Source organism: Micrococcus sp., assembly GCF_030523875.1.
Taxonomy (GTDB): Bacteria; Actinomycetota; Actinomycetes; order Actinomycetales; family Micrococcaceae; genus Micrococcus.
Window position 1 is genome coordinate 15638 of sequence record NZ_JAUNHR010000012.1, and the last position, 25438, is coordinate 41075.

22 protein-coding genes and 1 tRNA gene are annotated in these 25438 nt (G+C 74.3%); 16 read left to right on the forward strand and 7 right to left on the reverse strand.

Annotation, left to right across the window (positions count from 1 at the left end):
* Position 1: 1 nt before the first annotated feature.
* On the reverse strand, positions 2-493 hold the full coding sequence (gene purE / locus Q4D18_RS03035) for a 5-(carboxyamino)imidazole ribonucleotide mutase (RefSeq protein WP_303125716.1): 492 nt from the start codon (positions 491-493) through the stop codon (positions 2-4).
* Positions 494-555: 62 nt separating this feature from the next.
* The gene (locus Q4D18_RS03040; RefSeq protein ID WP_303125718.1) at positions 556-1725 is read right to left on the reverse strand and encodes a 5-(carboxyamino)imidazole ribonucleotide synthase; all 1170 of its coding nucleotides are present in this window, start codon (positions 1723-1725) and stop codon (positions 556-558) included.
* 211 nt (positions 1726-1936) lie between these two features.
* Here Q4D18_RS03040 and Q4D18_RS03045 point away from each other — a divergent pair, with 211 nt between their 5' ends.
* Complete coding sequence (locus tag Q4D18_RS03045; protein ID WP_303125669.1) at positions 1937-2512, forward strand: GtrA family protein; 576 nt, start codon at positions 1937-1939, stop codon at positions 2510-2512.
* 39 nt (positions 2513-2551) lie between these two features.
* On the opposite strand, the gene Q4D18_RS03050 is transcribed toward Q4D18_RS03045, so the two are convergent.
* Positions 2552-3223, reverse strand: coding sequence for a TIGR03089 family protein (locus tag Q4D18_RS03050; RefSeq protein ID WP_303125671.1), 672 nt, complete (start codon positions 3221-3223; stop codon positions 2552-2554).
* A 205-nt stretch (positions 3224-3428) separates the two neighbouring features.
* Here Q4D18_RS03050 and Q4D18_RS03055 point away from each other — a divergent pair, with 205 nt between their 5' ends.
* A complete protein-coding gene (locus Q4D18_RS03055; RefSeq protein ID WP_303125673.1) occupies positions 3429-3953 on the forward strand; it encodes a WhiB family transcriptional regulator in 525 nt (174 codons plus the stop codon).
* A 28-nt stretch (positions 3954-3981) separates the two neighbouring features.
* Here Q4D18_RS03055 and Q4D18_RS03060 read toward each other — a convergent pair whose 3' ends face one another.
* Positions 3982-4491: a hypothetical protein gene (locus Q4D18_RS03060; protein WP_303125674.1), complete on the reverse strand. Its 510-nt coding sequence runs from the start codon at positions 4489-4491 to the stop codon at positions 3982-3984.
* 72 nt (positions 4492-4563) lie between these two features.
* On the opposite strand from Q4D18_RS03060, the gene Q4D18_RS03065 reads away from it, so the two are divergent.
* Genes Q4D18_RS03065 through Q4D18_RS03075 form a run of 3 tightly spaced genes read left to right on the forward strand, consistent with a single transcriptional unit; the run spans position 4564 to position 7730 of the window.
* Positions 4564-4878 carry a DUF3499 family protein gene (locus Q4D18_RS03065; protein WP_303125676.1) on the forward strand — a complete coding sequence of 105 codons (315 nt, stop codon included), beginning with the start codon at positions 4564-4566 and terminating at the stop codon, positions 4876-4878.
* A 55-nt stretch (positions 4879-4933) separates the two neighbouring features.
* A complete protein-coding gene (gene ahcY, locus Q4D18_RS03070) occupies positions 4934-6493 on the forward strand; it encodes an adenosylhomocysteinase (RefSeq protein ID WP_303125679.1) in 1560 nt (519 codons plus the stop codon).
* A 43-nt stretch (positions 6494-6536) separates the two neighbouring features.
* Complete coding sequence (locus Q4D18_RS03075) at positions 6537-7730, forward strand: TIGR01906 family membrane protein (protein ID WP_303125680.1); 1194 nt, start codon at positions 6537-6539, stop codon at positions 7728-7730.
* A gap of 89 nt (positions 7731-7819) precedes the next feature.
* Here Q4D18_RS03075 and Q4D18_RS03080 read toward each other — a convergent pair whose 3' ends face one another.
* From Q4D18_RS03080 to Q4D18_RS03090, 3 genes are all read right to left on the reverse strand, one after another.
* Positions 7820-8893, reverse strand: a complete 1074-nt coding sequence (locus Q4D18_RS03080; RefSeq protein WP_303125682.1) for an alkene reductase — start codon at positions 8891-8893, stop codon at positions 7820-7822.
* A 129-nt stretch (positions 8894-9022) separates the two neighbouring features.
* Complete coding sequence (locus tag Q4D18_RS03085; protein ID WP_303125683.1) at positions 9023-10861, reverse strand: long-chain fatty acid--CoA ligase; 1839 nt, start codon at positions 10859-10861, stop codon at positions 9023-9025.
* 82 nt (positions 10862-10943) lie between these two features.
* Positions 10944-12590 carry a dolichyl-phosphate-mannose--protein mannosyltransferase gene (locus tag Q4D18_RS03090; protein ID WP_303125684.1) on the reverse strand — a complete coding sequence of 549 codons (1647 nt, stop codon included), beginning with the start codon at positions 12588-12590 and terminating at the stop codon, positions 10944-10946.
* Positions 12591-12635: 45 nt separating this feature from the next.
* Between Q4D18_RS03090 and rsmI the strand changes: the two genes are divergently transcribed.
* From rsmI to lepB, 11 genes are all read left to right on the forward strand, one after another.
* On the forward strand, positions 12636-13520 hold the full coding sequence (gene rsmI, locus Q4D18_RS03095; RefSeq protein WP_303125685.1) for a 16S rRNA (cytidine(1402)-2'-O)-methyltransferase: 885 nt from the start codon (positions 12636-12638) through the stop codon (positions 13518-13520).
* A gap of 171 nt (positions 13521-13691) precedes the next feature.
* Entirely contained in the window at positions 13692-15179 is a 1488-nt protein-coding gene (locus Q4D18_RS03100) for an NAD-dependent succinate-semialdehyde dehydrogenase (RefSeq protein ID WP_303125688.1), read from the forward strand.
* A gap of 218 nt (positions 15180-15397) precedes the next feature.
* The gene (locus Q4D18_RS03105) at positions 15398-16357 is read left to right on the forward strand and encodes a TatD family hydrolase (RefSeq protein WP_303125691.1); all 960 of its coding nucleotides are present in this window, start codon (positions 15398-15400) and stop codon (positions 16355-16357) included.
* 62 nt (positions 16358-16419) lie between these two features.
* On the forward strand, positions 16420-17346 hold the full coding sequence (rsmA, locus tag Q4D18_RS03110) for a 16S rRNA (adenine(1518)-N(6)/adenine(1519)-N(6))-dimethyltransferase RsmA (RefSeq protein WP_303125693.1): 927 nt from the start codon (positions 16420-16422) through the stop codon (positions 17344-17346).
* Complete coding sequence (locus Q4D18_RS03115) at positions 17343-18302, forward strand: 4-(cytidine 5'-diphospho)-2-C-methyl-D-erythritol kinase (RefSeq protein WP_303125696.1); 960 nt, start codon at positions 17343-17345, stop codon at positions 18300-18302. The genes rsmA and Q4D18_RS03115 overlap by 4 nt, the downstream gene beginning before the upstream one ends.
* Before the next feature lie 65 nt (positions 18303-18367).
* Entirely contained in the window at positions 18368-20200 is a 1833-nt protein-coding gene (locus Q4D18_RS03120; protein ID WP_303125698.1) for an ABC-F family ATP-binding cassette domain-containing protein, read from the forward strand.
* Positions 20201-20304: 104 nt separating this feature from the next.
* Positions 20305-21795 carry a sugar transferase gene (locus tag Q4D18_RS03125; protein WP_303125700.1) on the forward strand — a complete coding sequence of 497 codons (1491 nt, stop codon included), beginning with the start codon at positions 20305-20307 and terminating at the stop codon, positions 21793-21795.
* Between the two features lie 82 nt (positions 21796-21877).
* A tRNA-Gln gene (locus tag Q4D18_RS03130) sits at positions 21878-21949 on the forward strand.
* Positions 21950-21983: 34 nt separating this feature from the next.
* The gene (gene glmU / locus Q4D18_RS03135; RefSeq protein WP_303125702.1) at positions 21984-23510 is read left to right on the forward strand and encodes a bifunctional UDP-N-acetylglucosamine diphosphorylase/glucosamine-1-phosphate N-acetyltransferase GlmU; all 1527 of its coding nucleotides are present in this window, start codon (positions 21984-21986) and stop codon (positions 23508-23510) included.
* 73 nt (positions 23511-23583) lie between these two features.
* Positions 23584-24564: a ribose-phosphate diphosphokinase gene (locus Q4D18_RS03140; protein ID WP_303125705.1), complete on the forward strand. Its 981-nt coding sequence runs from the start codon at positions 23584-23586 to the stop codon at positions 24562-24564.
* A 3-nt stretch (positions 24565-24567) separates the two neighbouring features.
* Positions 24568-25329, forward strand: coding sequence for a signal peptidase I (gene lepB / locus Q4D18_RS03145; protein WP_303125708.1), 762 nt, complete (start codon positions 24568-24570; stop codon positions 25327-25329).
* Positions 25330-25438 lie beyond the last annotated feature (109 nt).

Here is a 25438-nt window from a genome sequence, read left to right on the forward strand (position 1 = left end):
TTCAGGCCTCGTCGGTCAGACGGTCCCGGAGCCGGGCCCCCTTCGCCTGGGCCTGCGCGTTGAGGTCCGCGGCATGGGCCGTCAGGGCATCGCGGAGGCGGGCGGCCTCGTCCGAGTCGCCCGCGGCGAGGATGCGCGCGGCCAGCAGCCCGGCGTTCGCGGCGCCGTCCACGGACACGGTGGCCACGGGCACTCCCGCGGGCATCTGCACGATGGACAGCAGCGAGTCCAGGCCGTCGAGGGACTTGAGCTTCACGGGCACGCCGATCACGGGCAGCGGGGTGACCGCGGCGAGCATGCCGGGCAGGTGGGCCGCACCGCCGGCGCCGGCCACGATCACGCGGATCCCGCGCTCATGGGCCAGCGCCCCGAACGCCACCATCTCGTGGGGCATGCGGTGCGCGGAGACCACGCCGACCTCCACGGCCACGCCGAGGGCGCGCAGGGCCTCAGCGGCCTGGCGCATCACGGGCCAGTCGGAGTCCGAGCCCATGACCACCGAGACCACCGGGGCCTCGTCCTGCAGGGGCTGGGTGTGGGGGGCGTCGGGAGCGGTCACGGGCGGGCCTCCGGGGCGGTCTCGAGGGGGCGGGGGGCGGCGCCGTCGCGCAGGACGGCGGCGGCGGAGTCGGCGGCGCGGGCGGCGTCGGCCAGGCTGAGCCCGCCCTCGGCCACCACGTTCACGTGGCCCACCTTGCGGCCGGGGCGCACGCCCTTGCCGTAGGTGTGCACCTTGGCCTGGGGATGGGCGGCCATCGCGTCGGCGTAGCCGGCGTGCAGGTCCTCGCGGGTGCCGCCCAGGACGTTCTTCATGACGGTGCCGGCCCCGCGCGGGGAGGTGTCCCCGAGCGGCAGGTCCAGCACGGCGCGCACGTGCTGCTCGAACTGGCCGGTGACGGCGCCGTCCATGGACCAGTGGCCGGAGTTGTGCGGGCGCATGGCCAGCTCGTTGACCTGGAAGCCGGGGCTAGTGCCGGGGGTCTCGAACAGCTCCACGGCGAGCATGCCGGTCACGCCGAGCTCCTCGGCGATCCGGGCGGCCGCCGCGGAGGCGGCCTCGGCCACCGCGGGGTCGAGGTCCGGGGCGGGGGCGGTGACGACGTCGCACACCCCGTCCGTCTGCACCGACTCCACCACGGGGTAGGCGGCGATCCGGCCCGAGGGCGTGCGGGCCACCTGGGCGGAGAGCTCCCGGGAGAACGGGACCATGGCCTCGGCCAGCAGCGGCGCGATGCCCGCGCCCAGCCACGTGGCCAGGGTGCCCTCCTCGGCGCCGGCGCCGGCGCGGGCGTCCTCGGCGGAGTCCACCACCAGCACGCCCTTGCCGTCGTAGCCGCCGCGGGCGGTCTTGAGGACCATGGGCCAGCCGTGCTCGTCGCCGAAGGCGAGGACCTCCTCGAGGGTGCTCACGGGCGCCCACGCGGGGTTGGGCAGGCCGAGGCGCTCCACGGCCTGCCGCATGAGGAGCTTGTCCTGCGCGAACTGCAGGGCGTCCGGGCCCGGCCGCACGGCCACGCCCTCCGCCTCCAGCGCGCGCAGGTGCTCCGTGGGCACGTGCTCGTGGTCGAAGGTCACCACGTCCACCGTGGCCGCGAAGGCGCGCAGGTCGTCCAGGGAGGCGTGGTCGCCCACCACGTGGGGGGCCACCTGGGCCGCGGAGGCGTCCGGGGCCTCCGCGAGCACGCGGAAGGGCACGCCCAGCTCCGCGGCGGGGCCCGCCATCATCCGGGCCAGCTGGCCGCCGCCGATCACACCGAGTCGAGGGGAAGTCACGGCACCAGGCTAGTGGCGCAGCCTGGGAACTCCGTCAGGATCGCCTGCACGCCCTCCGGTCGGACCGGTCCGGGACCCGCGCGGGACTACAGTGTTCCCAGCCGTCCGGCGCCGCCCCGCCGCCCGGACCCTCCCGCCGTCCGAACCGAGGTGTCCCGCCCCCATGATGTCCGATCTCTGGCGCCGTGCCACCGGTGTCGTCTCCATGCTGTGGCGCGAGGTGGCGAAGTTCGGCACCGTGGGCGCCGCCGCCTTCGTGATCGACTCGCTGGTGTTCTGGTGGATGATGACCGGCCCCCTCGAGGGCTCGAACGTCAAGGCCAAGATCGTGGCCGGCGTCGTCGCCACGATGTTCAGCTGGGTGGCCAACCGCTACTGGACCTTCCGGGACAAGCGCTCCACCAACAAGGTGCGCGAGCTCGTGATGTTCCTGATCATGAACGCGATCGGCCTCGGCATCCAGGCCGGCTGCGTGTTCATCGCCCAGTACCTCATGGGCATCACGGACCCCATGGGCCTGTTCATCGCCGGCAACGTGGTGGGCCTGTTCTTCGGCACCGTGTTCCGGTACTTCGCCTACCGCTTCTGGGTGTTCAAGGAGGAGCTGGACGAGGAGCCGGGCTTCGCCAACGACATCGCCGTGATCACCGGCCAGATCCCCGTGCTGCACGACCACGCCGAGCATGCCCCCGGCGTGGTCCACCGCCACCGGCCGCATCCGGAGGACGACGTCCGCTGACCGCGGCCGCCCCGCACACCGGGGCGCCCCGCGCCGGGCTCAGGCCGGCACGGTGACGCAGCGCCCCGCGTCCCAGTCCTGCAGGGTGGCGCGCACGACGCCGACGCCCACCCGCGCGCGCCCGCCCTGCCTGCCGTCGGCCGCGCCGTCCCCGTCCCCACTCGCGTCGGCGGCCGGGACCAGGTCCGGCACCACGTGGTCCACCGGTCCGGGCAGGGCGTCCGGCTGCGCGCGGATCTCCGCGGCGAGGTCCACCACGGCCGGGTCCGCGGCGTCGTCGCCGAAGTGGGGCTCGAGCCCGCGGGGCAGGCGCACCGCCACCACCGTCAGGGCCGGGTCCTCCCACGCCTCCGGGCGGTCCGTGAGCACGGCCGCGGCGTCGGCGTCCGGGGCGGGGGAGGCGGCGCCGGAGGCCGGGTCCAGGCGCGCCCCGGCCACCAGCACCCCGAGCGCCAGGGCACGGGAGAGCCAGTGGTCCGGCAGGTCCAGGAGCACCGCGTCCCCGGGGCCCACGCCCTCGTCCAGCAGCAGCCCGGCGGCCTTGGCCGCCCAGTTCACCACCACGGTCCCGGACAGCTCGATCCGCTGGTCCACGGCGCCGTGCCCGCCCCCGGCGCCCGGCGCCGGCTCCTGCAGCAGGGCGGGGCGGGGGGAGGCGGCCAGCCGGGTGACCAGCGGGCCCTGGGCGCGGGGCGTGGAGAGGGAGACCATGGCCCCAGTCTGGCACCCCGACCCGGCCCGCGCCGGGCCGCGCGGCGTCCGGGCCGCACGCCGTCCCGGGCCTCGGGGGGGGGGGGGGGGGGCGGGTGGGGGAGCGAATTACACCCGTGTAATGTGGTGGCCGTCATGGGGTCGCGCCGTGCGCCGCCCCGGGCCGTCGGGACCGTCGATCCAGGGCCACAGGAGGGTGCTGACCATGCAGGACACGCAGCGAGCCGAGGACGCCGGCCGCGCCCGGCGCGCGCCGGCCGCCTCCCGCTCCCGCGCCGTTCCCAGCGACTGGTTCCTGGACCCCGCCGACCCCGCCGCCGGGGCCTGGGACGCCCCCGACTCCCTCGAGGACCGCGCCTCCGCCCTCCTCGCCGCCCACGACCTCGCGGACGCCGACGACGCCGAGGGCACCCCCGGCGCCACCGTCACCGAGCTCGCCCCGCGCCGCGCGGCCGGGCACGCCGAGCGCTGGGAGCCGGTGCCCGGTGTCGCCGTCGAGCCCGTGGAGGGGGAGCTGGCGTGGCAGGTGGACGCCCTGTGCGCGCAGACGGACCCGGAGGCCTTCTTCCCGGAGAAGGGCGGCTCCACGCGGGACGCCAAGCGCGTGTGCGCGGCGTGCCTCGTGCGCCAGGACTGCCTGGACTACGCCATGGCGAACGACGAGAAGTTCGGCATCTGGGGCGGCCTGTCCGAGCGGGAGCGCCGCCGCCTGCGCCGCGAGCGCGGCTGAGCCGTCCCGGCGCCGCCGCCGGGGTCGGTCAGATCCGGCCCCAGGACGGGTCGAGGGCCTGCGGGTCCACGCCGAGCGCCGCGGCGCACCGGCTGAGGGCCACCCCGTAGACGGCGTCCTCGAGGTCCTCGGCCTCCACGGTCTCCCGGAGGGGGCGCTCGAAGAGGGTGAGCACCACCCCGTCCGGCCCGTCCGTCTCCGCGCGGCCGAACAGCTCCTCGTCGTCCCCGTCCGCGCGGGCCCGGAGCAGGGCCAGCCGGTCGTCCAGGCGGTCGGGGATGCGCTCGACGCGGGCGGTGACCCGGCGCAGGCCCGGCACGCCCAGGTTCGTGAGGCGCTCCACGGAGGACTGGACCGCGTCCACGAAGGCCTCCACGCGGCCGCGCGGGGCGCGGAGGCCGAAGGGCAGCGGGTGCCGGATCCCGCGGCCGCGCCTGTCCCGGCGCCGGCCCGGCCGGCGGCCGTCTCCGCCCGGGCCTGCCGTGCGCGGGGCCCGCGGCGGCGGGGGCGGCAGCGGGGCGAGCGGGTCGGCGGACATGGGGCCATGCTAGGCCAGCGGACGGGGACGCCCGGGCGCGCGGGGCGGGTAGGGTGATCTGCCGTGGGAGCCATGCGACGCTGCAGCAAGACGCCGTGCCAGGAGCCTGCCCTGGCCACGCTGACGTACAACTACGCCGACTCCCAGGTGGTGATCGGCCCGCTGTCCCAGCTCGCCGAGCCCCACGCCTACGACCTCTGCCCCGCCCACGCGGCCCGCATCACCGTCCCGCGCGGCTGGGAGGTGCTGCGCATCGACGCCCCGGAGCCCGCGGCACCCGCCCCGCGCCGCGCGATCGGCGCCGCCCCGGCCGGGCCCGCCCCGTCCGCGCCGGAGGGCGAGGGCCCTGCGCGGGGGTTCCTGCGCGTCGTCGACGACGGACGGTGACCTGAGCGGTCTCCGCCCCGCCTCCCGCGTCCGGACGCCTCGGTAGGCTGGGGCCATGACCAACACCCCCTCCGCACGTCAGACCCCCGACGTGGACCCCGCGTACGCCAACCGCACCACCGTGCCCGGCGCGCGCTTCGACTTCGCGGTCCGCGACCTCTCCCTGGCCGAGGCCGGCCGCCACCAGATCCGCCTGGCCGAGCACGAGATGCCGGGCCTGATGTCCCTGCGCGAGGAGTTCGCCGAGTCCCAGCCCCTGGCCGGCGCCCGGATCGCCGGCTCGCTGCACATGACCGTGCAGACCGCCGTGCTGATCGAGACCCTCACCGCCCTGGGCGCCGAGGTCCGCTGGGCCTCGTGCAACATCTTCTCCACGCAGGACGAGGCCGCGGCCGCCGTCGTGGTGGGGGAGGGCACCCCGGAGGACCCGCAGGGCGTGCCGGTGTTCGCGTGGAAGAACGAGTCCCTCGAGGACTACTGGTGGACCGCCTCGCAGATCCTCACGTGGCCCGGCGCCGCGGAGGACCCGGCCCTGGGCCCCAACATGATCCTGGATGACGGCGGCGACGCCACCCTCCTGGTGCACAAGGGCGTGGAGTTCGAGGCGGCCGGCGCGGTGCCCTCCGCCACGGAGGAGGACCCGGAGGAGTACCGGATCATCCTCGAGACCCTGCGCCGCTCGCTCGCGGAGGACCCGCAGCGCTGGACCCGCACCGCGGGCACCCTGCGCGGCGTCTCCGAGGAGACCACCACCGGCGTGATGCGCCTGTACCAGCTGGCCCAGGCGGGCACGCTGCTGTTCCCGGCCATCAACGTGAACGACGCCGTCACCAAGTCCAAGTTCGACAACAAGTACGGCATCCGCCACTCCCTGCCGGACGGCATCATGCGCGCCACGGACGTGCTGATCGGCGGCAAAGTGGCCGTGGTGTGCGGCTACGGGGACGTGGGCAAGGGCGCCGCCGAGGCGCTGCGCGGCCAGGGCGCCCGCGTGATCGTCACCGAGATCGACCCGATCTGCGCGCTGCAGGCGGCCATGGACGGCTACCAGGTGGCCCGCCTCGAGGACCTGGTGGCGGACGGGGACATCTTCGTCACCACCACCGGCGGCCGGGACATCATCATGGCCGAGGACATGGTCCGCATGAAGGACAAGGCGATCGTGGGCAACGTGGGCCACTTCGACAACGAGATCGACATGGCCGGGCTCGCCCGCGTGCCCGGCGTGGTGAAGACCGAGATCAAGCCGCAGGTGCACGAGTGGACGTTCGACGCCGGCACCGATTCCGAGCGCTCGATCATCGTGCTCTCGGAGGGCCGCCTGCTGAACCTGGGCAACGCCACCGGCCACCCCTCGTTCGTGATGTCCGCGTCCTTCACCAACCAGGTGATGGCGCAGATCGAGCTGTTCGGCGGCTCCACGGGCACCGGTGCCCTGACCGGCGAGCACTACGAGAAGCAGGTCTACGTCCTGCCCAAGGTGCTCGACGAGAAGGTGGCCCGCCTGCACCTGGACGCCCTCGGCGTCGGGCTGACCGAACTGTCCAAGACCCAGGCCGAGTACCTCGGCGTGGACGTGGCCGGCCCGTACAAGGCGGACCACTACCGCTACTGAGCCCGTGCCGCCCTCCGCGGCGGCCCGGCAGGAGAGGACTCCCATGGCTTCCCACCCCACCGGGTCCGGGCGCGAGGACCGCGCCGGATCCGACGACTTCGAGTCCGGGCTGGACTACGGCGCGTTCGTGGAGGACGACGCCGACGCGACCCAGGCGCTGCCCCGTCAGGGCGCGCCGTCGCGCCCCGGCGCGGACGGCCCCGGCGCCGGGGACAACCCGACCCTGGTGATGGACCGCGGCGGGATCGCCGCGGCCGGCGGCTCCGGCGCCGGCGCGCACGCCGCCGGATCCGGCGGGGACATCACGGCCACCCGGTCCACCCCGCCGTCCGCCGCCGTGCCCCCGGGCGCGTACGGCGGCGACGCCGGACGGGCCCCGGTGCGGGAGGCCGTGCCGGTCGACCGCTACCCCGGGGACACCGCGACGCCCGTGGGCGTGGCCGGCTCCCGGGCCGCGGCCGAGGCGGACGGGCCCACCCCCGAGGAGCAGGCGCGCCTGCCCACGGCGGGCCCGCGCGTCGCGCAGGTGCTGCTGGCCGTGCTGGCCCCGCTCACGCTGCTGCTGGCCGCCGTGCGCCTGGTGGCCAGCCCGCTGTTCCTGTGGCTGGAGTACCACCGGCCCGGCTTCCCGGAGGACGACTACGGGTTCACCACGGGGGACCGGATGCACTACGGCTCCGCGGGCCTGGACTACCTGTCCAACCTGGCGGGCTCCCGGTATCTGTCCTCGCTCATGCATGAGGGGCAGCCGCTGTTCACCGCGGCGGAGGTCTCCCACATGACGGACGTGAAGATCGTGATGCTCGCGGCCACCGCGGCCCTGGTGGTGCTCACCCTGGTGTGCGCCGCCCTGGCCTGGTACCTGCACCGCACCAGCCCGGGCGGGGTGCGCCGCGCCCTGTTCGCCGGCGCGGTGTGGCTGCTGATCGCCCTGGTGGTGCTCGGCGTGCTGGCCGCCACCGGGTGGCAGGAGTTCTTCGCCGGGTTCCACTCGCTGTTCTTCGCGGACGGCACGTGGACCTTCTCCACGGCCGACGCGCTGATCCGCCTCTACCCGGAGCAGTTCTGGGTGGACGCGGCGTTCTCCGTCGCCCTGCTGACCCTGGCCGGCGCGCTCCTGACGCTCGTGCTCGGCTGGCCGAGCCGTCGGCGCCGGGAGCTCGCGCAGGACCGCCGCGCCCAGCTGGAGGCCACCCGCCTGCGCTGGGCCCGCGAGGACGCCTACGGCGCGCGCTGAGCGCCCCGCGGGGCGTCCCGCGACGTGACAGACCCCGGGCGGGGCCGGAGGGATCCGGCCCCGCCCGGGGGTCTGTCGTGCGGCACGGCTCAGTCGGCGGTGGGGTAGTCCGTGTAGCCGCGCTCGCCGCCCACGTAGAACGTCGAGGGGTCCGGCTCGTTGAGCTCGAGGCCCTCGCGCCAGCGGCGCACCAGGTCCGGGTTGGCGATCAGCGCGCGGCCCACCACGGCGGCGTCGGCCAGGCCGTCCTCCACGATGTGCCGGGCCTCGGCCAGGTCCGTGGGGGAGGCGAAGCCGCTGTTGAGCAGGAACGTCCCGCCGAAGCGCTCGCGCAGGGCGGCCACCAGGTCGCCGTCGACGTCCCGGTGCAGCACGGATAGGTAGGCCAGGTCGAGGTCCGCCAGGCCGTCCAGGATCGCGCCGTAGGTGGCGAGCACGTCCTCGCGGTCCGGCTCGAGCACCCCCTGCACGTCGTGCTCGGGGGAGATGCGCAGGGCGGTGCGCTCGGCGCCGATCTCCTCGGCCACCGCGCGCACGACCTCCACCGTCAGGCGGGCGCGGTTCTCGGGGGAGCCGCCGTAGGCGTCCGTGCGCTCGTTGCTGGAGGCCGCGGTGAACTCGTGCAGCAGGTAGCCGTTGGCGCCGTGGACCTCCACGCCGTCCACGCCGGCGTCCACCGCGCGACGGGCGGCCTCCGCGAACCAGCGCACGACCCGCAGCAGCTCCTCCGTCTCGAGGGCGCGGGGAACGGAGCCCTCGAGCTTGCCGGAGAAGCCGCGCACGGGCACGCCGGGGCCGATCGCGCTGGGGGCCTCGGGCTCGGCGCCGCGCAGCAGGTCCGGGTGGCACATGCGCCCGCCGTGCATGACCTGCAGGAACAGGTGCCCGCCGTCGTCGTGGACCGCCTCGGCCACGCGCGCCCAGCCGGCGGCGTGGTCGGCGTCCGCGATCCCGGCCTGGCCGGGGAAGGAGCGGCACGAGAACGCCGGGAACACGCCCTCGCTGACCACCAGGCCCGCCGAGGCGCGCTGGCGGTAGTACTCCACGTGCAGGTCCGTGGGGACGCCGTCCTCACCGGCGCGCTGACGCGTCAGCGCGGCCATGGTCACACGGTTGTCCAGGCGCAGGGCGCCGAGGTCCAGGGGGTCGAACAGGGAGGGCATGGGGGTCCTGTCGGTCGGAGCGGTCGAGGTCACCCCCCGTAACGGGCGGGCGGGCGGCGGATATTCCGCGGCCCGCCCGGTGCCCGTGCTCCTGCGCCCATCCGACGCCGTCCGTGCGACGCCGTCCGCTCAGCGGCGGTGGTAGAGCGCCTCCACCTCGTCCGCGAAGTCCTCGATCAGCTGGCTGCGCTTGAGCTTCTGGGACTGGGTGAGGTGCCCGGACTCCTCAGAGACCACATGGTCCAGCACCCGGATGCGCCGGATGGACTCCGCGCGGGAGACCGTCTCGTTGGCCTCGTCCACGGCCTCCTGCAGCGAGGCCAGGACCTGCGGGTCCGTGGCGGCCTCGGCGAGGGTGAGGGTCCGCTCGCGGTCCAGGCTCCAGCGGGTCAGCTCCTCCTGGTCCAGGACGATCAGGGCGCCCACGTAGGGGCGGTCGTCGCCCACCACCACGGCGTGCTCCACCAGGCGGTGGCGGCGGATGATCTCCTCGAGGGGCGTGGGGTACACGTTCTTGCCGCCCGCGGTGACGATCACCTCCTTCTTGCGCCCGGTGATGCGCAGGTAGCCGTCCTCGTCCAGGGCGCCGATGTCGCCGGTGCGGAAGAACTCGCCGTCGAAGCTCTCCGCGGAGGCCTCGGGCCGGCCGTGGTAGCCGCCGAACACCACGGGGCCGGCGATGAGGATCTCGCCGTCCTCCGCGATCCGCACGGTCACGCCGGCCGCGGGCAGGCCCACGGTGCCGATCCGGTGCGCGCCGGGGATGTTCACGGTGGCGGGGGCGGTGGTCTCGGTGAGCCCGTAGCCCTCCACGATCGGCACGCCCATGCCGTGGAACACGTGGGTGAGCTCGGGGGAGAGCGCCGAGGCGCCGGAGACGCAGTACCTCACCTGCCCGCCCAGGGCCTGGCGCACCTTGCGGTACACGAGCCGGTCGAACAGCGCCCGACGCGCGGAGAGCGCAGCGGAGGGGCCGGGGCCGTCGCCGTGGTCACGGGACTGCACGGCCTCGGACCACTCCACGGCCGTGGCGCGGGCGGCGCGGTACAGCCGTCCCGTGCCGCCCTTCTCCGCCTTGGCGGCGATCCCGGCCTCCACCTTCTCGAACACGCGCGGCACGGCCAGCAGCCAGGTGGGGCGGAAGGAGCCGAGGTCCTTCAGGAGGGTGGCCGTGGAGGGGGCGTGGGCCAGCTGGATGCGGGCGTAGAGGCAGATCACCTGCACGGCGTGGGCGAGCACGTGCGCCAGCGGCAGGAACATCACGGAGCGGGAGGGCTCCTCGTGGCCGTGCCCCACCACCTCCGCGGCGAACGCGAGGACGTTGACGCACGCGCCCGCGAAGTTGCCGTGGGTGATGATCGCGCCCTTGGGCAGGCCGGTGGTGCCGGAGGTGTAGACGATCGAGGCGGGGTCGGACAGGGTGGCGGCGGCCCGGGCGGCCTCCAACTCCGCGTCCGGCACGTTCCGGCCGGCACGGGCCAGCGCGGCCAGGCCCTCCGGGGTCATGGGGAACGTGTCCACCTCGCAGGAGGCCAGGGCCGCGGCCTCGCGGGTGCGCTCGTCCAGGGCGGGGGTGCCGACGCCGGCCAGCACCGTCCCGGAGTCGGAGAGGATGTGCGCCACCTGGTGGGCGGAGGAGGTCTCGTAGATCGGCACGGACACCGCGCCGGCGAACCACACGGCCTGGTCCAGGACCGCCCACTCGTAGCTGGTGGCCGCGAACAGGGCCACCCGGTCCCCGCGGCCCACGCCGCGGGCCATCAGGCCCTTGGCCACGGCGCGCACTTGGTCCAGGAACGTGTCGAACCGGACGTCCAGCCAGGCGCCGGCGCCGTTGCGCACGGCGTACACCGGGGCCCGGGGGGCCTCGGCGGCGGAGGCGAGGATGAGGTCGGTGACGTTGGTCTCGGCCGGGGGCATGTCGACGACGTCCGTGGACGCCTCGGTGGTGGGGGTCTCGTGGTGCACGGGGTCGAGCCTAGCGACCCCGGCGGGCCCGGTCAGGCCCCTGCGCCGGTCCCGGGGCGGGATCCGGGCTCGGAGGCGCGGCTCAGATCCAGCTGTGGAACCACATCCGCAGGCTCCACCACGAGTACGGGATCTGCTCGCCGAGCCACACGGGCAGGAAGAACAGGGACACCGCGGTGGCCGCGGCGAGGTACGCGGCCACCAGCACGCCGCCCCACCGCGGGCCGGGAGCGTGCCCGCGGCGCAGCAGCAGGGACAGGGCCAGGACGACCATGAGGATCAGGAACGGCTCGTAGGCCACCGTGTAGAAGAAGAACATGGTGCGCTCGGGCCAGCGGAACCACACCACCTGGCCGGCCACGTAAGCGGCCAGCAGGGCGCCGGCCCGCCAGTCCCGGTGGCGCAGCAGCACCGCCAGGCACACGAGCACCGCGATCAGCCCCGTCCACCAGATGAACGGGTTGGCGATGTCCGTGATGGCGGCCGAGCACGCCTGCGCGGCGTCCGCGGGGCAGCCGTTCTGCCCGGGCTCGCCGCCCTCGTAGTAGTAGCTCACGGGCCGGCCCATGAAGGGCCAGGTCCAGGGGCTGGAGCCGTACTCGTGCGGGCTGGTGAGCCCCTCGTGGAACCGGAACGACTCCTGGTGGTAGTGGATCAGCGAGCGCAGCGGACCCGGCACCAGGGCCTCGAGCGGACCCTGCGGCGGGTTCTCCGTGTGCCACTGCCGGTAGTACCCGTCCTCGGAACGGAACCAGCCGGTCCAGGAGGCCAGCCACACGGCCGCGCCGGTGCCCACCACCGCCACGAAGGCGGGCAGGCCGTCCCTCACGACGCCGGCGCGCAGCCAGTCCCGGACGCCCGCGGTGCGGCGGGCCTCCATGTCCCACAGCACGGTGAGCAGGCCGAACACGGCCATGAAGGCCAGGCCGGAGAGCTTCACGGCGCAGGCCGCACCCAGCAGGGCGCCCGCCACGACCCGCCAGGGCCGCCAGCCCAGCCACGGGCCGGAGGCGAGGGGGTCGGCGGAGCGGGTGCCGGCGTCGTGCGCGGAGACCTGCGCGGCCAGGCGCCGGGCCAGCACCCGCCGGCCGTGGTCCCGGTCCAGCAGGAGGGCGCCGAACCCGGCCAGGACGAACACGGACAGGAAGATGTCCAGCAGGCCGATGCGGGACATCACCAGGTGGTGACCCTCCACCGCCAGCAGCAGCCCGGCCAGGGCGCCGAGCGCCACGGACCGGAACAGGCGCTGCGCCACGAGCGTCACCAGGAGCACAGAGACGGTGCCGGCCACGGCGGCGCTGAACCGCCAGCCCAGGCCGTTGTCCGGCCCGAACGCCAGCATGCCCAGCCCGATCAGCCACTTCCCCAGCGGCGGGTGGACCACATACGCGGCCTCGTCCAGCGGCTGCGCCTCGCCACGCGCGAAGGCGGCGTCCACGTCCTCGTCCCAGCGGCGCTCGTAGCCGGAGAGCAGCAGGGAGTAGGCGTCCTTGGGGTAGTAGGTCTCGTCGAAGATCAGCCGGTCCGGGAAGGACAGGTTGGTGAACCGCATGACCGCGGCCAGCGCCGTGACCAGCAGCGGCACGAGCCAGTGCGCGTGCGTGCGGACGGCGGCCGCCACGCCCAGGCGGGCGCGCAGGGCGGCTTCGCCGAACGGGCCCGAGGACTCGGCCCCGGTCACGTCCCGGACGTCCGGGGAGGGGCGGAGGAGGAGGGCGGAGGCGGGCACGCGCCCATGCTACGGGCCGGGGCGGACGCGGCTAGGCTCGCGGGCATGAGCCCGCAGAGCACCGCCGACGCCGGCACCGGACGGATCGTCCTGGCCGCCACCCCGCTGGGCAACCTGGGGGACGCCACCGCGCGGCTGAGGGAGCTGCTGGCCACCGCGGACGTGATCGCCGCGGAGGACACCCGCAACACCCGCCGCCTGTGCCAGGCGCTCGGGGTGGTCCCGACCGGGCGCATGGTGGCCCATCATGAGCACAACGAGGCCGCCTCGGCCCAGGGGCTGCTGGAGCAGGTGCGGGACGGCGCCACCGTGGTGATGGTCTCCGACGCCGGCATGCCCGCCGTCTCCGACCCCGGCCACCGCCTCGTCGCCGCCGCGGTCGAGGCCGGCCTGCCGGTCACGTGCGCGCCGGGGGCCAGCGCCGTCACCACCGCCCTGGCCCTGTCCGGGCTGCCCTCGGACCGCTTCGCGTTCGACGGGTTCCTGCCCCGCAAGGACGGCGAGCGCCGCCGCCGGCTCGAGGAGATCCGCACCGAGGCGCGCACGGTGGTCTACTTCGAGTCGCCCCAGCGCACGGCGGCCGCGCTCGCGGCCGTGGCCGAGGTGCTGGGGGACGGACGCCCCGCCTGCGTGGCCCGGGAGCTGACCAAGCTGCACGAGGAGGTCGTCCGCGGCACCGCCGGCGAGCTCGCCGCGTGGGCCGCCGAGCGGGAGGCGGGGGAGGGCATCCGCGGCGAGGTGGTCCTGCTGGTGGGGCCGGCCCGCGCCGAGGACGCCGCGCCGACGTCGGACGCGGACGTGGTGGCGGAGGTCGCCTCACTCACGGCGTCCGGCACCCGGCTCAAGGAGGCCGTGGCCACGGTGGCCGCCGCGCACGGGCTGCGCAGCCGCGAGCTCTACCAGACGGTGCTCGACGCGCGGCGGGGGTGAGGGGGTCGCGCGGCGGACCCACGCGGGACCACGCACGCGTTGCTCGCTAGGATCCGGGGCAGGGGCGGCGTCATCCCGCGCCGGAATACGGCGCCGCTGCGCCCCGTTCCTTAGCCATGGAGGACGGCGCCGGAGCCGCCCCTTGCTCCACCGATTCGAAAGAGGTGCCCCATGACCGTGACCGACGAGCGCGAGAAGGCCCTGCTGGACTCCGTCCCCACCGGCCTGCTGATCGACGGCGAGTGGCGTGACGCGTCCTCGGGGAAGACCTTCGACGTGAAGGACCCGGCCACCGGCAAGGTCATCGCGAGCCTGCAGGACGCGAACTCGGATGACGCCATGGCCGCCCTCGACGCGGCGTGCGCCGCGCAGGCCGACTGGGCCCGCACCCCCGCCAAGGAGCGCGCCGACATCCTGCGCCGCGCCTACGACATGATCAACGAGCGCGCCGAGGACTTCGCGCTGCTCATGACCCTGGAGATGGGCAAGCCCCTGGCCGAGGCCCGCGGCGAGGTCGTCTACGGGAACGGGTTCCTGCGCTGGTTCTCCGAGGAGGCCGTGCGCCACTACGGACGCACGCTGATCATGCCCGAGGGCGCCCTGCGCATGCAGGTGCACCACAAGCCGGTGGGCCCCTGCCTGCTCATCACCCCCTGGAACTTCCCGCTGGCCATGGCCACCCGCAAGGTGGGCCCCGCCGTCGCCGCCGGCTGCACCATGGTGCTCAAGGCCGCGAAGCTCACCCCGCTGACCACGCAGCTCTTCGCGCAGGTCATGCAGGAGGCGGGTCTGCCGAAGGGCGTGCTGAACGTGGTGGCCGGCTCCTCCGCCTCCGCGATCTCCGGGCCGATCATGCAGGACACCCGCCTGCGCAAGGTCTCCTTCACGGGCTCCACCCCGGTGGGCGTGAAGCTCATGAAGGACGCCGCAGACAACGTCCTGCGCACCTCCATGGAGCTCGGTGGCAACGCCCCGCTGATCGTGTTCGAGGACGCGGACCTGGACAAGGCCGTCGAGGGTGCGTTCGCGGCCAAGCTGCGCAACATGGGCGAGGCCTGCACCGCCGCCAACCGCTTCCTGGTGCACGAGTCCGTGGTGGACGATTTCACGCAGAAGTTCGTGGCCAAGCTGGAGGCCCTCAAGCCGCTGCGCGGCACGGACCCGGAGTCCACCCTCGGCCCGATCGTGGACGAGGGCGCCCGCGACGACATCCACGAGCTGGTGACCCGCGCCGTGGCGGCCGGCGGCGAGATCCTCACCGGCGGCGAGAAGATCGAGGGCGACGGCTACTTCTACGCCCCCACCGCCCTCAAGGTGCAGAAGGGCAACCCGATCCTGCAGGAGGAGATCTTCGGCCCCGTGGCGCCGATCGTCACCTTCTCCACGGAGCAGGAGGCCATCGAGATGGCCAACGACACCGTCTACGGCCTGGCCTCCTACGTGTTCACCGAGGACGCCGCCCGCATGTACCGCGTGGCCGAGCAGATCGACTTCGGCATCCTGGGCGCCAACGTGGGCGTGGTGTCCAACCCGGCCGCCCCGTTCGGCGGCGTCAAGCAGTCCGGCCTGGGCCGCGAGGGCGGCGCCGAGGGCATCGAGGAGTACACCACGGTCCAGTACGTCGGCATCCCGGACCCCTTCGCCGGGCAGAAGGCCTGACCCCGCCGGGCTCCGCTGCGCCCGGTCCCGACGACGTCGGTCCCGTCACCTCACTGAGGCGGCGGGACCGGCGTCGTGCTGGGGGCCACGATCGCACCGGAATCCCCTGCGGTTCTGACCCTTCTGGGGCCATTTCAGGGGGCCAGAAGGGTCAGAAGTGCAGTGGATCGCTCGTGGTGACGGGAGCGCGGGTGACGCTGCTCAGTAGGGTGAGGGGCATGTCTGCAGAGCACCTCGACGCCCCCGAGGCCTACCGATCCCCGGCCGAGCCCGTCACCACAGAGGACGGCGGACCTCGGCGGGACACCCGCGAGGAGAAGTCCGGGAAGAGGCGTCGTCTGGAGTACCCGCCGGCGCCCGAGCCGCTGCCTGTGCCCCTGGTGGACAACCACACGCACCTGGACTTCCGGGACGGGCTGGTCCGTGTGGACGTGCACCAGGCGATGGACGCCGCCGAGGCCGTCGGCGTGGTGGGTGCCGTGCAGGTGGCGTGCGATGTGGAGTCCGCCCGCTTCACCGTCCAGGCGATCGAGGCCGAGCCTCGCCTGCTCGGGGCCATCGCCCTGCACCCCAACGACGCCGCCCGTCTCACCGCTTGCGGGGAGTTCGAGGAGGCGTTCGCGTTCATCGAGGAGCTCGCCGCGCATCCTCGGGTGCGAGCGGTGGGGGAGACCGGGCTGGACTACTTCCGCACCACGGAGCCCGAGGGGCACGCCGCGCAGCAGGACTCCTTCCGGCGCCACATCCGCCTGGCCCGCGAGCTGGGCAAGGCGCTGCAGATCCACGACCGGGACGCCCACGACGACGTGGTGAGGATCCTGCTCGAAGAGGAGGCCGACGGCGGGCTGCCCCCGCACGTGGTGTTCCACTGCTTCTCCGGTGGGCCGGACCTCGCCCGCACATGCGCCGAGCACGGGTGGCACGCGTCCTTCGCCGGACCCGTGACCTTTAAGGCCAATGACGAGCTCCGGGACGCCCTCCGGTTGATGCCACAGGACCAGATCATGGTGGAGACGGATGCCCCGTTCCTCACCCCCCATCCGCACCGCGGCCGCCCCAATGCGCCGTACCTGATCCCTCTCACTCTGCGCAGTATGGCCGAGGCGAGGGGCGAGGAGGTGGCCGACCTGGCGCGGGCCGTCGCGGAGACCACCCGGCAGGTGTACGGGGAATTCTGAGATCCGGGCAGCGGCCCAGCTCCCGCCCGTCGTGCGTCCGGCCCGCCGGTAGACTCGCCGCCATGGTCCAGCCTCCCGACGCCGCCGCCACCGCGCCCCTGCTGAGCGCCGCCGACGTGCGCCGTCTGGCCGCCGAGCTGGACCTGCGCCCCACCAAGCAGTGGGGGCAGAACTTCGTGATCGATCCGAACACCATCCGTCGGATCGTGGCCGCCGCGGACCTGGGGGCGGACGAGCACGTCCTGGAGATCGGCCCCGGCCTGGGCTCCCTGACCCTGGGCCTGCTGGACGCCGCGGCGGCCGTCACCGCCGTGGAGATCGACCCGCTGACGGCGGCTCGCCTGCCCCGCACCGCTCAGGAGTTCCGCCCCGAGCGCGCCGCCGACCTCGCCGTGCTCCACGCGGACGCCCTGGCCCTGTCCGCGGAGCAGATCGACGCCGTCCGCCCGGCATCCGCCGCCACGGGCCCCACCGCCCTCGTGGCCAACCTGCCCTACAACGTGGCCGTGCCCGTCCTCCTCCACGCCCTCGCCGAGCTGCCGGGCCTGCGGCACGGGCTCGTCATGGTGCAGGAGGAGGTGGCGGACCGCCTGGCCGCCCCGCCCGGGTCCCGCACCTACGGGGTGCCCTCCGCCAAGGCGGCCTGGTACGCCGAGGTCCGCAAAGCCGGCGTGATCGGCACCCAGGTGTTCTGGCCCGCCCCGCGCATCCACTCCGGCCTGGTGGCCTTCACCCGCCGCGAGCCCCCGGTGGACTCGGTGCCGCGGGCGGACGTGTTCGCCGCCGTGGACGCCGCCTTCGCCCAGCGCCGCAAGACCCTCCGCGCCGCCCTGGCGGCCTGGGCGGGCTCACCCGCGCTCGCGGAGGAGGCGCTCGTGGCCGCGGGCGTGGACCCGAAGGCCCGGGGGGAGTCCCTGGATATCGCCGCCTTCGCGCGGATCGCGGCGCACCGCCCGGACGCCGCCCGCCGGCAGGGTGTCTCCGTATGAGCGCGCCCGCCTCCCCGGCCGCCCGGCACGTCACGGCCACCGCCCCCGGCAAGGTCAACCTCTCCCTGCGGGTGGGGCCGCCGCGCCCGGACGGCTACCATCCGGTGGCCAGCGTCTACCTGGCCGTGAGCCTGCGGGAGACCGTCACCGCCACGGCCCGCACGGACGGCCGCATCACCGTGGGCCCCTGCACCCGCCAGGTGAGCCTCGTGGACACCGCGGACGTCCCGTGGGACGAGAGCAACCTCGCCCACCGCGCGGCCGCGCACCTGCGGGACCACCTGGGCCTGGACCCGGAGACCCACGGCGTAGACCTTCAGGTGGCCAAGCAGGTGCCCGTGGCCGGCGGCATGGGCGGCGGATCCGCGGACGCCGCGGCCGCCCTGATGGCCTGCGCCGCCCTGTGGGACACCGGCCTCACCCGCGCCCGCCTGGCGGAGATCGCCGAGCCGCTGGGGGCGGACGTGCCCTTCGCCGTGCTCGGCGGCGCCGCCGTGGGGCTGGGCACCGGGGCCGAGCTCACCCCCGTGGCCGCCCGCCGGCCCGTCCACCTGGTGCTCCTGCCGGCGGACGCCGGGCTCTCCACCCCCGTGGTGTTCCGCACCCTGGACGAGCTGCGCGCCGCCGGCCGCGCCCCCGCCGGGGAGGAGACGCCCACCGTGGACGAGGACGTGGTCCGCGCCCTCACCCGGGCGGACCCGCTGGCCCTGGCCACCGCCATGGAGAACGACCTCCAGGCCCCCGCCGTCGCCCTGTTCCCCGAGCTCTCCGACGTCATGGACGTCGCCCTGGACGAGGGCGCGCTGCGCGCCATGGTCTCCGGCTCCGGACCCACCCTGCTCCTGGCCGCCCACAGCGAGCAGGACGCCCTGCGCCTGGCCACCGCGGTGGAGGAGCGCACCGGCGTGGCCGCCCTGCCCGTGCACGGCCCCGTGCCCGGCGCCCACGTCCTCTGACCCGCCCCGTGCCCGCCCCGGCGCCACTCCGCTCGCCCGCATCCGTCTCGAAAGGCCCGCCCCTCATGGCCCACCTGCTCGGCGCCGAGAACATCGGCATCTCCTTCGGCACCCGCACCGTCCTGGAAGGGCTGTCCCTCGGCGTGGACGAGGGGGATCGGATCGGCCTGGTGGGCCGGAACGGAGACGGCAAGTCCACCCTCATGCGCATCCTCGCCGGGCTGCAGGAGCCGGACACCGGCCGCGTCACCCGCCGCGGCGGCGTGCGGGTGGGCGTGCTGGACCAGCGGGACGTGCTGGACCCGGAGGACACCGTGCGCCGCGCCGTGGTGGGGGACGTGGACGACCACGTCTGGGCCTCGGACCCGAGGATCCGGGACGTGCTCGGCGGCCTGCTGTCCGGTATGGACCTCGAGCAGACCGTGGCCGGGCTCTCCGGCGGCCAGCGCCGCCGCGTGGCGCTGGCCCGTCTGCTGGCGGGGGACGACGACGTCCTGTTCCTCGACGAGCCCACCAACCACCTGGACGTGGAGGGCGTGTCGTGGCTGGCGCGCCACCTGCAGCAGCGCTGGCGCCCCACGGACGGCGGTCTCGTGGTGGTCACGCACGACCGCTGGTTCCTGGACGCGGTCTGCACCCGCACGTGGGAGGTGCACGACGCCACCGTGGACCCGTTCGACGGCGGCTATGCGGCCTGGGTCCTGGCCCGCGCCGAGCGGTCCCGGCAGGCGCAGGTCACCGAGCAGAAGCGCCAGCAGCTCATGAAGAAGGAGCTGGCCTGGCTGCGCCGCGGCGCCCCCGCCCGCACCTCCAAGCCGAAGTTCCGCATCGAGGCCGCCAACGCGATCATCGCGGACGTCCCTGAGCCGCGGGACACCGTGTCCCTGGCCAAGACCGCCACGGCGCGACTGGGCAAGGACGTGATCGACCTGGAGGACGTGAGCCTCGCGCTGGGCGGCACCACCATCCTCGACGACGTCACCCTGCGCCTGGCCCCCGGCGAGCGCCTGGGCGTGGTGGGCGTCAACGGCGCCGGGAAGTCCACGCTGCTGCGCCTGCTGGACGGGAGGCTGACCCCGGACTCCGGCCGCATGAAGCGCGGCAAGACGGTGGTCTCCGCCACCCTCACCCAGGACGTCAAGGAGCTCGACGACGTCGCGCATCTCCGCGTGGCCGAGGTCATGGCCCGCGAGGGCTCCGCGTTCCAGGTGGGGGACAGGGAGATGTCCCCGGGCCAGCTCCTGGAGATGCTCGGCTTCGGCACCTCCCGGCAGTGGACCCAGGTGTCCGAGCTCTCCGGCGGCGAGCGCCGCCGCCTGCAGCTGTTGCGCCTGCTGGTGGGGGAGCCCAACGTCCTCATGCTGGACGAGCCCACCAACGACCTGGACACGGACACCCTCGCGGCCGTCGAGGACGTCCTGGACGGCTGGCCGGGCACGCTCGTCGTCGTCTCCCACGACCGCTACCTGCTCGAGCGCGTCACGGACCACCAGGTGGCCCTGCTGGGCGACGGCAAGGTCCGGGGCCTGCCCGGCGGCGTGGAGCAGTACCTCGAGCTGCGCGCCGCCATGGACGCCGATGCCGCCGGGGCCCCGCGGCCGACGCGCGGCCGCGGCGACGCCGAGGGCACCTGCCGCGGGATGGGCGATGGGGACGAGGACGCCCCCGAGGTCTCCGAGGCGGAGCGCCGTCAGGCCCGCAAGGACATGGCGCGGCTGGAGCGGCAGATGGAGCGGCTGCGGGAGCGGCGCGGCGGCCTCGAGATCCGCATGGCCGAGCTGGGCCAGGCGCAGCGCTTCGACGAGCTGGGGAAGGCCCACGCAGAGCTCGCCGAGGTGGACGCCGAGTTGGAGGGCCTCGAGGAGGACTGGCTCGCCGCGGCCGAGATCGAGATGTGAGGGGCGCGCATCCGGGCCCTCCCCACCCGAGGGATAGAGTGATGTTCACGTAACGCGCCAGGCACCCCGGCGCCGAGGGTGCCTTCGGCCCTGCAAGGAGAGAGATGACCCAGCACGCTGTCACGACCGCGCCCCGCCGGCGGGGATCCTCCGTGCGCGCCCGTGTCCTGGGTAAACAGTGGGAGCAGGGGCTGCCCCGGCTGGTGCTGCTGGTGGACGTGCTGGCCGTGTTGCTGGCCACGTTCCTCTCCGCCGAGCTGCGGTTCGGCGGGTTCGCCCTCGCGCAGATCCCCGGCCTCGAGTTCCTGGACTACGGCCTGCTCAGCCTGGTGCTCAGCGCGGCCTGGGTGGCCGCCCTCGGCGTGGACGGATCCCGGGACATCCGCATCCTCGGGGTGGGTGCGGAGGAGTACAAGCGCGTCCTGCGCGCCACGCTCCACCTGTTCGGCCTCGTGGCCATCTTCGCCTACGCGGCCACCTTCGAGGTGGCGCGGGGGTACGTCGGCCTGGCGCTTCCACTCGGCATCCTCCTGATCATGCTCGGCCGCTTCATGGTGCGCGGCTGGTTGGCCCGCCGCCGGCACCGCGGTGACTTCCGCCGCCGCCTGCTCCTGGTGGGCGGCCCCAAGGCGGTCCAGCACATCCACGGCGCCCTCGAGCCCGAGGCCGGCGCCGGGTACGCCCCCGTGGCCGCCGTGCTCCCCGGCTACCGGCCCCGGGAGGAGGAGTGGCTGCCCGTCCCCGTGAGCACGGACGTGGAGACGGTCCAGGAGCTCATCGCCCACGTGGACCGGATGAACATCGAGGCCGTGGCCATCACATCCGGCCACCCGTTCGTCCCGGAGGAGGTCCGGCACCTCGGGTGGGACCTGCAGGAGCGCGGCGTCTCCCTGATCATGGCGCCGGCCCTCGTGGACGTGGCCGGCCCCCGTCTGCACACCCAGCCCCTCGCCGGCCTCCCCCTGCTGCACCTGTCCACGCCCCGGCTCTCCAGCTCCAAGGCGTCCCTCAAGCGGGCCTTCGACCTCGTCTCCGCCGGGATCGGGATCGTGCTGATCTCCCCGCTGCTGCTGGCCGTGGCGATCGCCGTCAAGACCACCAGCCCCGGTCCGGTGCTGTTCCGGCAGGAGCGCATCGGCCTGCACGGCGAGCCGTTCACCATGCTCAAGTTCCGCTCCATGGTGGTGGATGCGGAGGAGATCAAGGCGCAGCTCGTCTCCGACCGCGGCGAGGACGACATCCTGTTCAAGATGAAGGACGACCCCAGGGTGACGAGGGTCGGCTCGTTCATCCGCCGCACCAGCATCGACGAGCTGCCCCAGCTGGTGAACGTCCTGCGCGGGGACATGTCCTTGGTGGGTCCGCGTCCGCATCTGCCCCACGAGGTGGCCCAGTACGGCGAGTACGTGCACCGCCGGTTCCTCGTCCAGCCGGGCATCACCGGTCTGTGGCAGGTCTCCGGACGCTCCGACCTCTCCTGGGAGGACGCGGTGCGCCTGGACCTGTACTACGTGGAGAACTGGTCCCTGCTGGGGGACCTCGTGATCCTGGGCCGCACCGTCAAGGCCGTGGCCGCCTCCGACGGCGCCTACTGATCCGCCCCGCAGGAGGCCTGCGCGGCGCGTGAGAGAATGCAGCGTCGTCGCGGCGGGCCCCGCCCAGGGGACCTCACGACGCTCCGCCCTGGTGTAATGGCAGCACGCCGGCCTTTGGAGCCGTGCAGTCTAGGTTCGAGTCCTAGGGGCGGAACGCCCCGCTTCCCCACCGGCAGGAGACCCTCCCCATGACCGAGTCCACCCCCCGTCCGTCCGCCGTGATCGTGCTGGCAGCGGGCCAGGGCACGCGCATGAAGTCCGCGACGCCGAAGATCATGCACGCGATCGGTGGCCGCTCCCTGGTGGGCCACGCGCTGGCCGCGGCGCAGTCCCTGGCGCCGGAGCACCTCGTGGCCGTGGTCCGGCATGAGCGGGACCGTGTGGCGGAGCACATCGAGTCCGTGGCGCAGGGCCTGGGCATCACCGGCCTGGCCATCGCGGATCAGGACGAGGTGCCCGGCACGGGCCGCGCCGTGGAGCTCGGCCTCGCCGCGCTCCCGGAGGATCTCGAGGGCACCGTGGTGGTGACCTACGGCGACGTGCCACTGCTCACCCCGCAGACCCTCGCGGATCTGGTGGCCGCGCACGAGGCGGACGGCAACGCCGTCACCGTGCTCACTGCCACGCTGGAGGACGCCACGGGCTACGGGCGGATCGTCCGCGACGCCGAGGGCCTCGTGGAGCGCATCATGGAACACAAGGACGCCGTGGCCCACGCCGAGTCCACGGGCGACTCCTCCTTCGTGGAGATCGCGGAGGTCAACTCGGGCATCTACGCCTTCGACGCCGCCCTGCTGCGCCGCACCCTGCCGCAGCTGTCCACGGACAACGTGCAGGGGGAGAAGTACCTCACCGACGTGCTGGGCATGGCGCGCGCGGAGGGCGGCCGCGTGGCCTCCGTGGGCACCGCGGACGTGTGGGAGGTCGAGGGCGCCAACGACCGCCGGCAGCTCTCCGATCTGGGCCGCCAGCTCAACGACCGCGTCCTGCGCGGCTGGATGAAGGAGGGCGTGACCGTCGTCGACCCCGCCTCCACGTGGGTGGACGTCACCGTCACCCTGGCCTCGGACGTCACCCTCAAGCCCGGCACCCAGCTGCACGGGACCACCGAGGTGGCCACGGGCGCCGTCGTGGGCCCGGACTCCACGCTGACGGACACCCGCGTGGGCGAGGGCGCCGTGGTCAAGCGCACGGACGCCACGGAGGCCGTGATCGGTGACGGCGCCACCGTGGGCCCCTTCACCTACCTGCGCCCGGGCACCGTGCTCGGCGAGGAGGGCAAGATCGGCGCGTTCTACGAGACCAAGAAGGTCACGATCGGCCGCGGTGCGAAGCTCTCCCACCTGGGCTACGCCGGGGACGCCGAGATCGGCGAGTACGCCAACATCGGCTGCGGCAACATCACCGCCAACTACGACGGCGTGGACAAGCACCGCACCGTGATCGGCTCCCACGTGCGCACCGGCTCGAACACCGTGTTCATCGCACCGGTGACCGTGGGCGACGGCGCGTACACCGGGGCCGGCGCCACCGTGCGCGAGGACGTGCCGGCCGGCGCGCTCGCCCTGAACGCCGTGGACCAGCGGAATGTGGACGGCTGGGTGGTCTCCCGCCGGGCGGGCACCGCCTCCGCGGACGCCGCCCGCGCGGCCGGCGCCGTGGGCCGCGACGCCGACGCAACGCCTGACCAGGCCGAGGGCGACGAGCGGGCCTGAGTCCACGCCTAGGATGGACTGCGGCGCCGGACGGCGCCGTGCAGAACTGCAGCGAACGAGGACAGGGGACGTCATGACGGAACTGAGCCGGAGCGAGGACAAGCGACTGGTGCTGGCGGCCGGGCGGGCCCACCCGGAGCTCGCGCAGGAGATCGCGGAGTGCCTCGGCACCGAGCTGCTGCCCATGAGCGCGTACGACTTCGCCAACGGGGAGATCTACGTGCGCTCGGGGGAGTCGGTGCGCGGCAAGGACGTGTTCGTCATCCAGTCCCACCCGGCGCCGCTGAACAACCACCTCATGGAGCAGCTGATCATGGTGGACTCCATGAAGCGTGCCTCCGCGCGCCGGATCACCGTGGTGTCCCCGTTCTACCCGTACGCGCGCCAGGACAAGAAGGGCCGCGGGCGCGAGCCCATCTCCGCCCGTCTGGTGGCGGACCTGTACCACACCGCCGGTGCGTCCCGCATCATGTCCGTGGACCTGCACACCGCGCAGATCCAGGGCTTCTTCGACGGCCCGGTGGACCACCTCTTCGCCATCCCGCTGCTCGCCGACTACATCCGGGGCCGCGTGGAGGGGGAGAAGGTCACCGTGGTCTCCCCGGACACCGGCCGCGTCCGCGTGGCGGAGCAGTGGGCGGACCGCCTGGGCGGCGTGCCGCTGGCGTTCGTGCACAAGTCCCGTGACCTCACCACGCCCAACAAGGCCGAGTCCAAGACCGTGGTGGGCGACATCGAGGGCCGCGTGTGCGTGCTGATCGACGACATGATCGACACCGGCGGCACCATCTCGGGCGCCGTGCGCATCCTCAAGGAGGCCGGCGCCAAGGACGTCATCATCGCCGCCACCCACGCCGTGTTCTCGGACCCGGCCGCGCAGCGCCTCGGCGACTCGGGCGCCCGCGAGGTGGTGGTGACCAACACCCTGCCCATCCCGGAGGAGAAGCGCTTCGACAACCTCACGGTCCTCTCCATCGCGCCGCTGATCGCCCGCGCCATCCGTGAGGTGTTCGAGGACGGCTCGGTGACCAGCCTCTTCGACGGGGACGCCTGAGCCATGGCGCACACCCCGGCCGTGCGCGGCTCGGACGGCGCCCCGGCGGCGTCGTCGGCCACCGCCGCCCCCGAGGTCCGCGGGCCGCGTCTGCCGTTCTGGGCCTCGGTGCTGCTCAACGTGGTGATCGCCCTGACTGTGGTGGCCGTGGTCCAGGCGTTCTGGGTCAAGGTCTACTCCGTGCCCTCGGGCTCCATGGAGGAGACCCTCCAGGTGGGGGACCGCATCCTGGTGAACCGCACCGCGTACCCGGACGGCATGGCCGAGTCCCAGGACGTGGTGGTCTTCGCCGCCAATGAGGACTGGGCCATGGACATGGGCCCGGAGGGGCCGGTGGAGAACGCGGTGCGCACCTTCGGCGATCTCACGGGGATCGGCCGCTCGCATGAGCAGGCGCTGGTCAAGCGCGTGATCGGGACCGAGGGGCAGACCGTGGAGTGCTGCTCGGCCGAGGGTGCCGTGCTCGTGGACGGGCAGCCGCTGGACGAGCCCTACATCCACCGGGACCTGCCGTTCGTGCCGGGTCAGCTGGACTGCGAGTCCGGGGACGTCCGCTCCCCGCGGTGCTTCGGCCCCGTCGCGGTGCCGGAGCGCTCCCTGCTGGTGCTGGGGGACCACCGCTCCAATTCGGCGGACTCCGTGATCCAGTGCCGGGGCGTGCCCGCCGAGGACGCGGGCGACTGCGCCCGGTTCGTCCGGGACGAGGACGTGGTGGGCCGGGTGTTCTTCACCCTCTGGCCGCCGAGCAACTGGGGCTCGCCATGAGCAGGCCCCCGCGCGGGGGTCACGGCGAGGCGAGCACACCCGCCGCGCGCATGGAGCGCACGGACTCCTCCAGGATGGCCGAGGCATCGGCCCGGACGTCGCCCTCTGC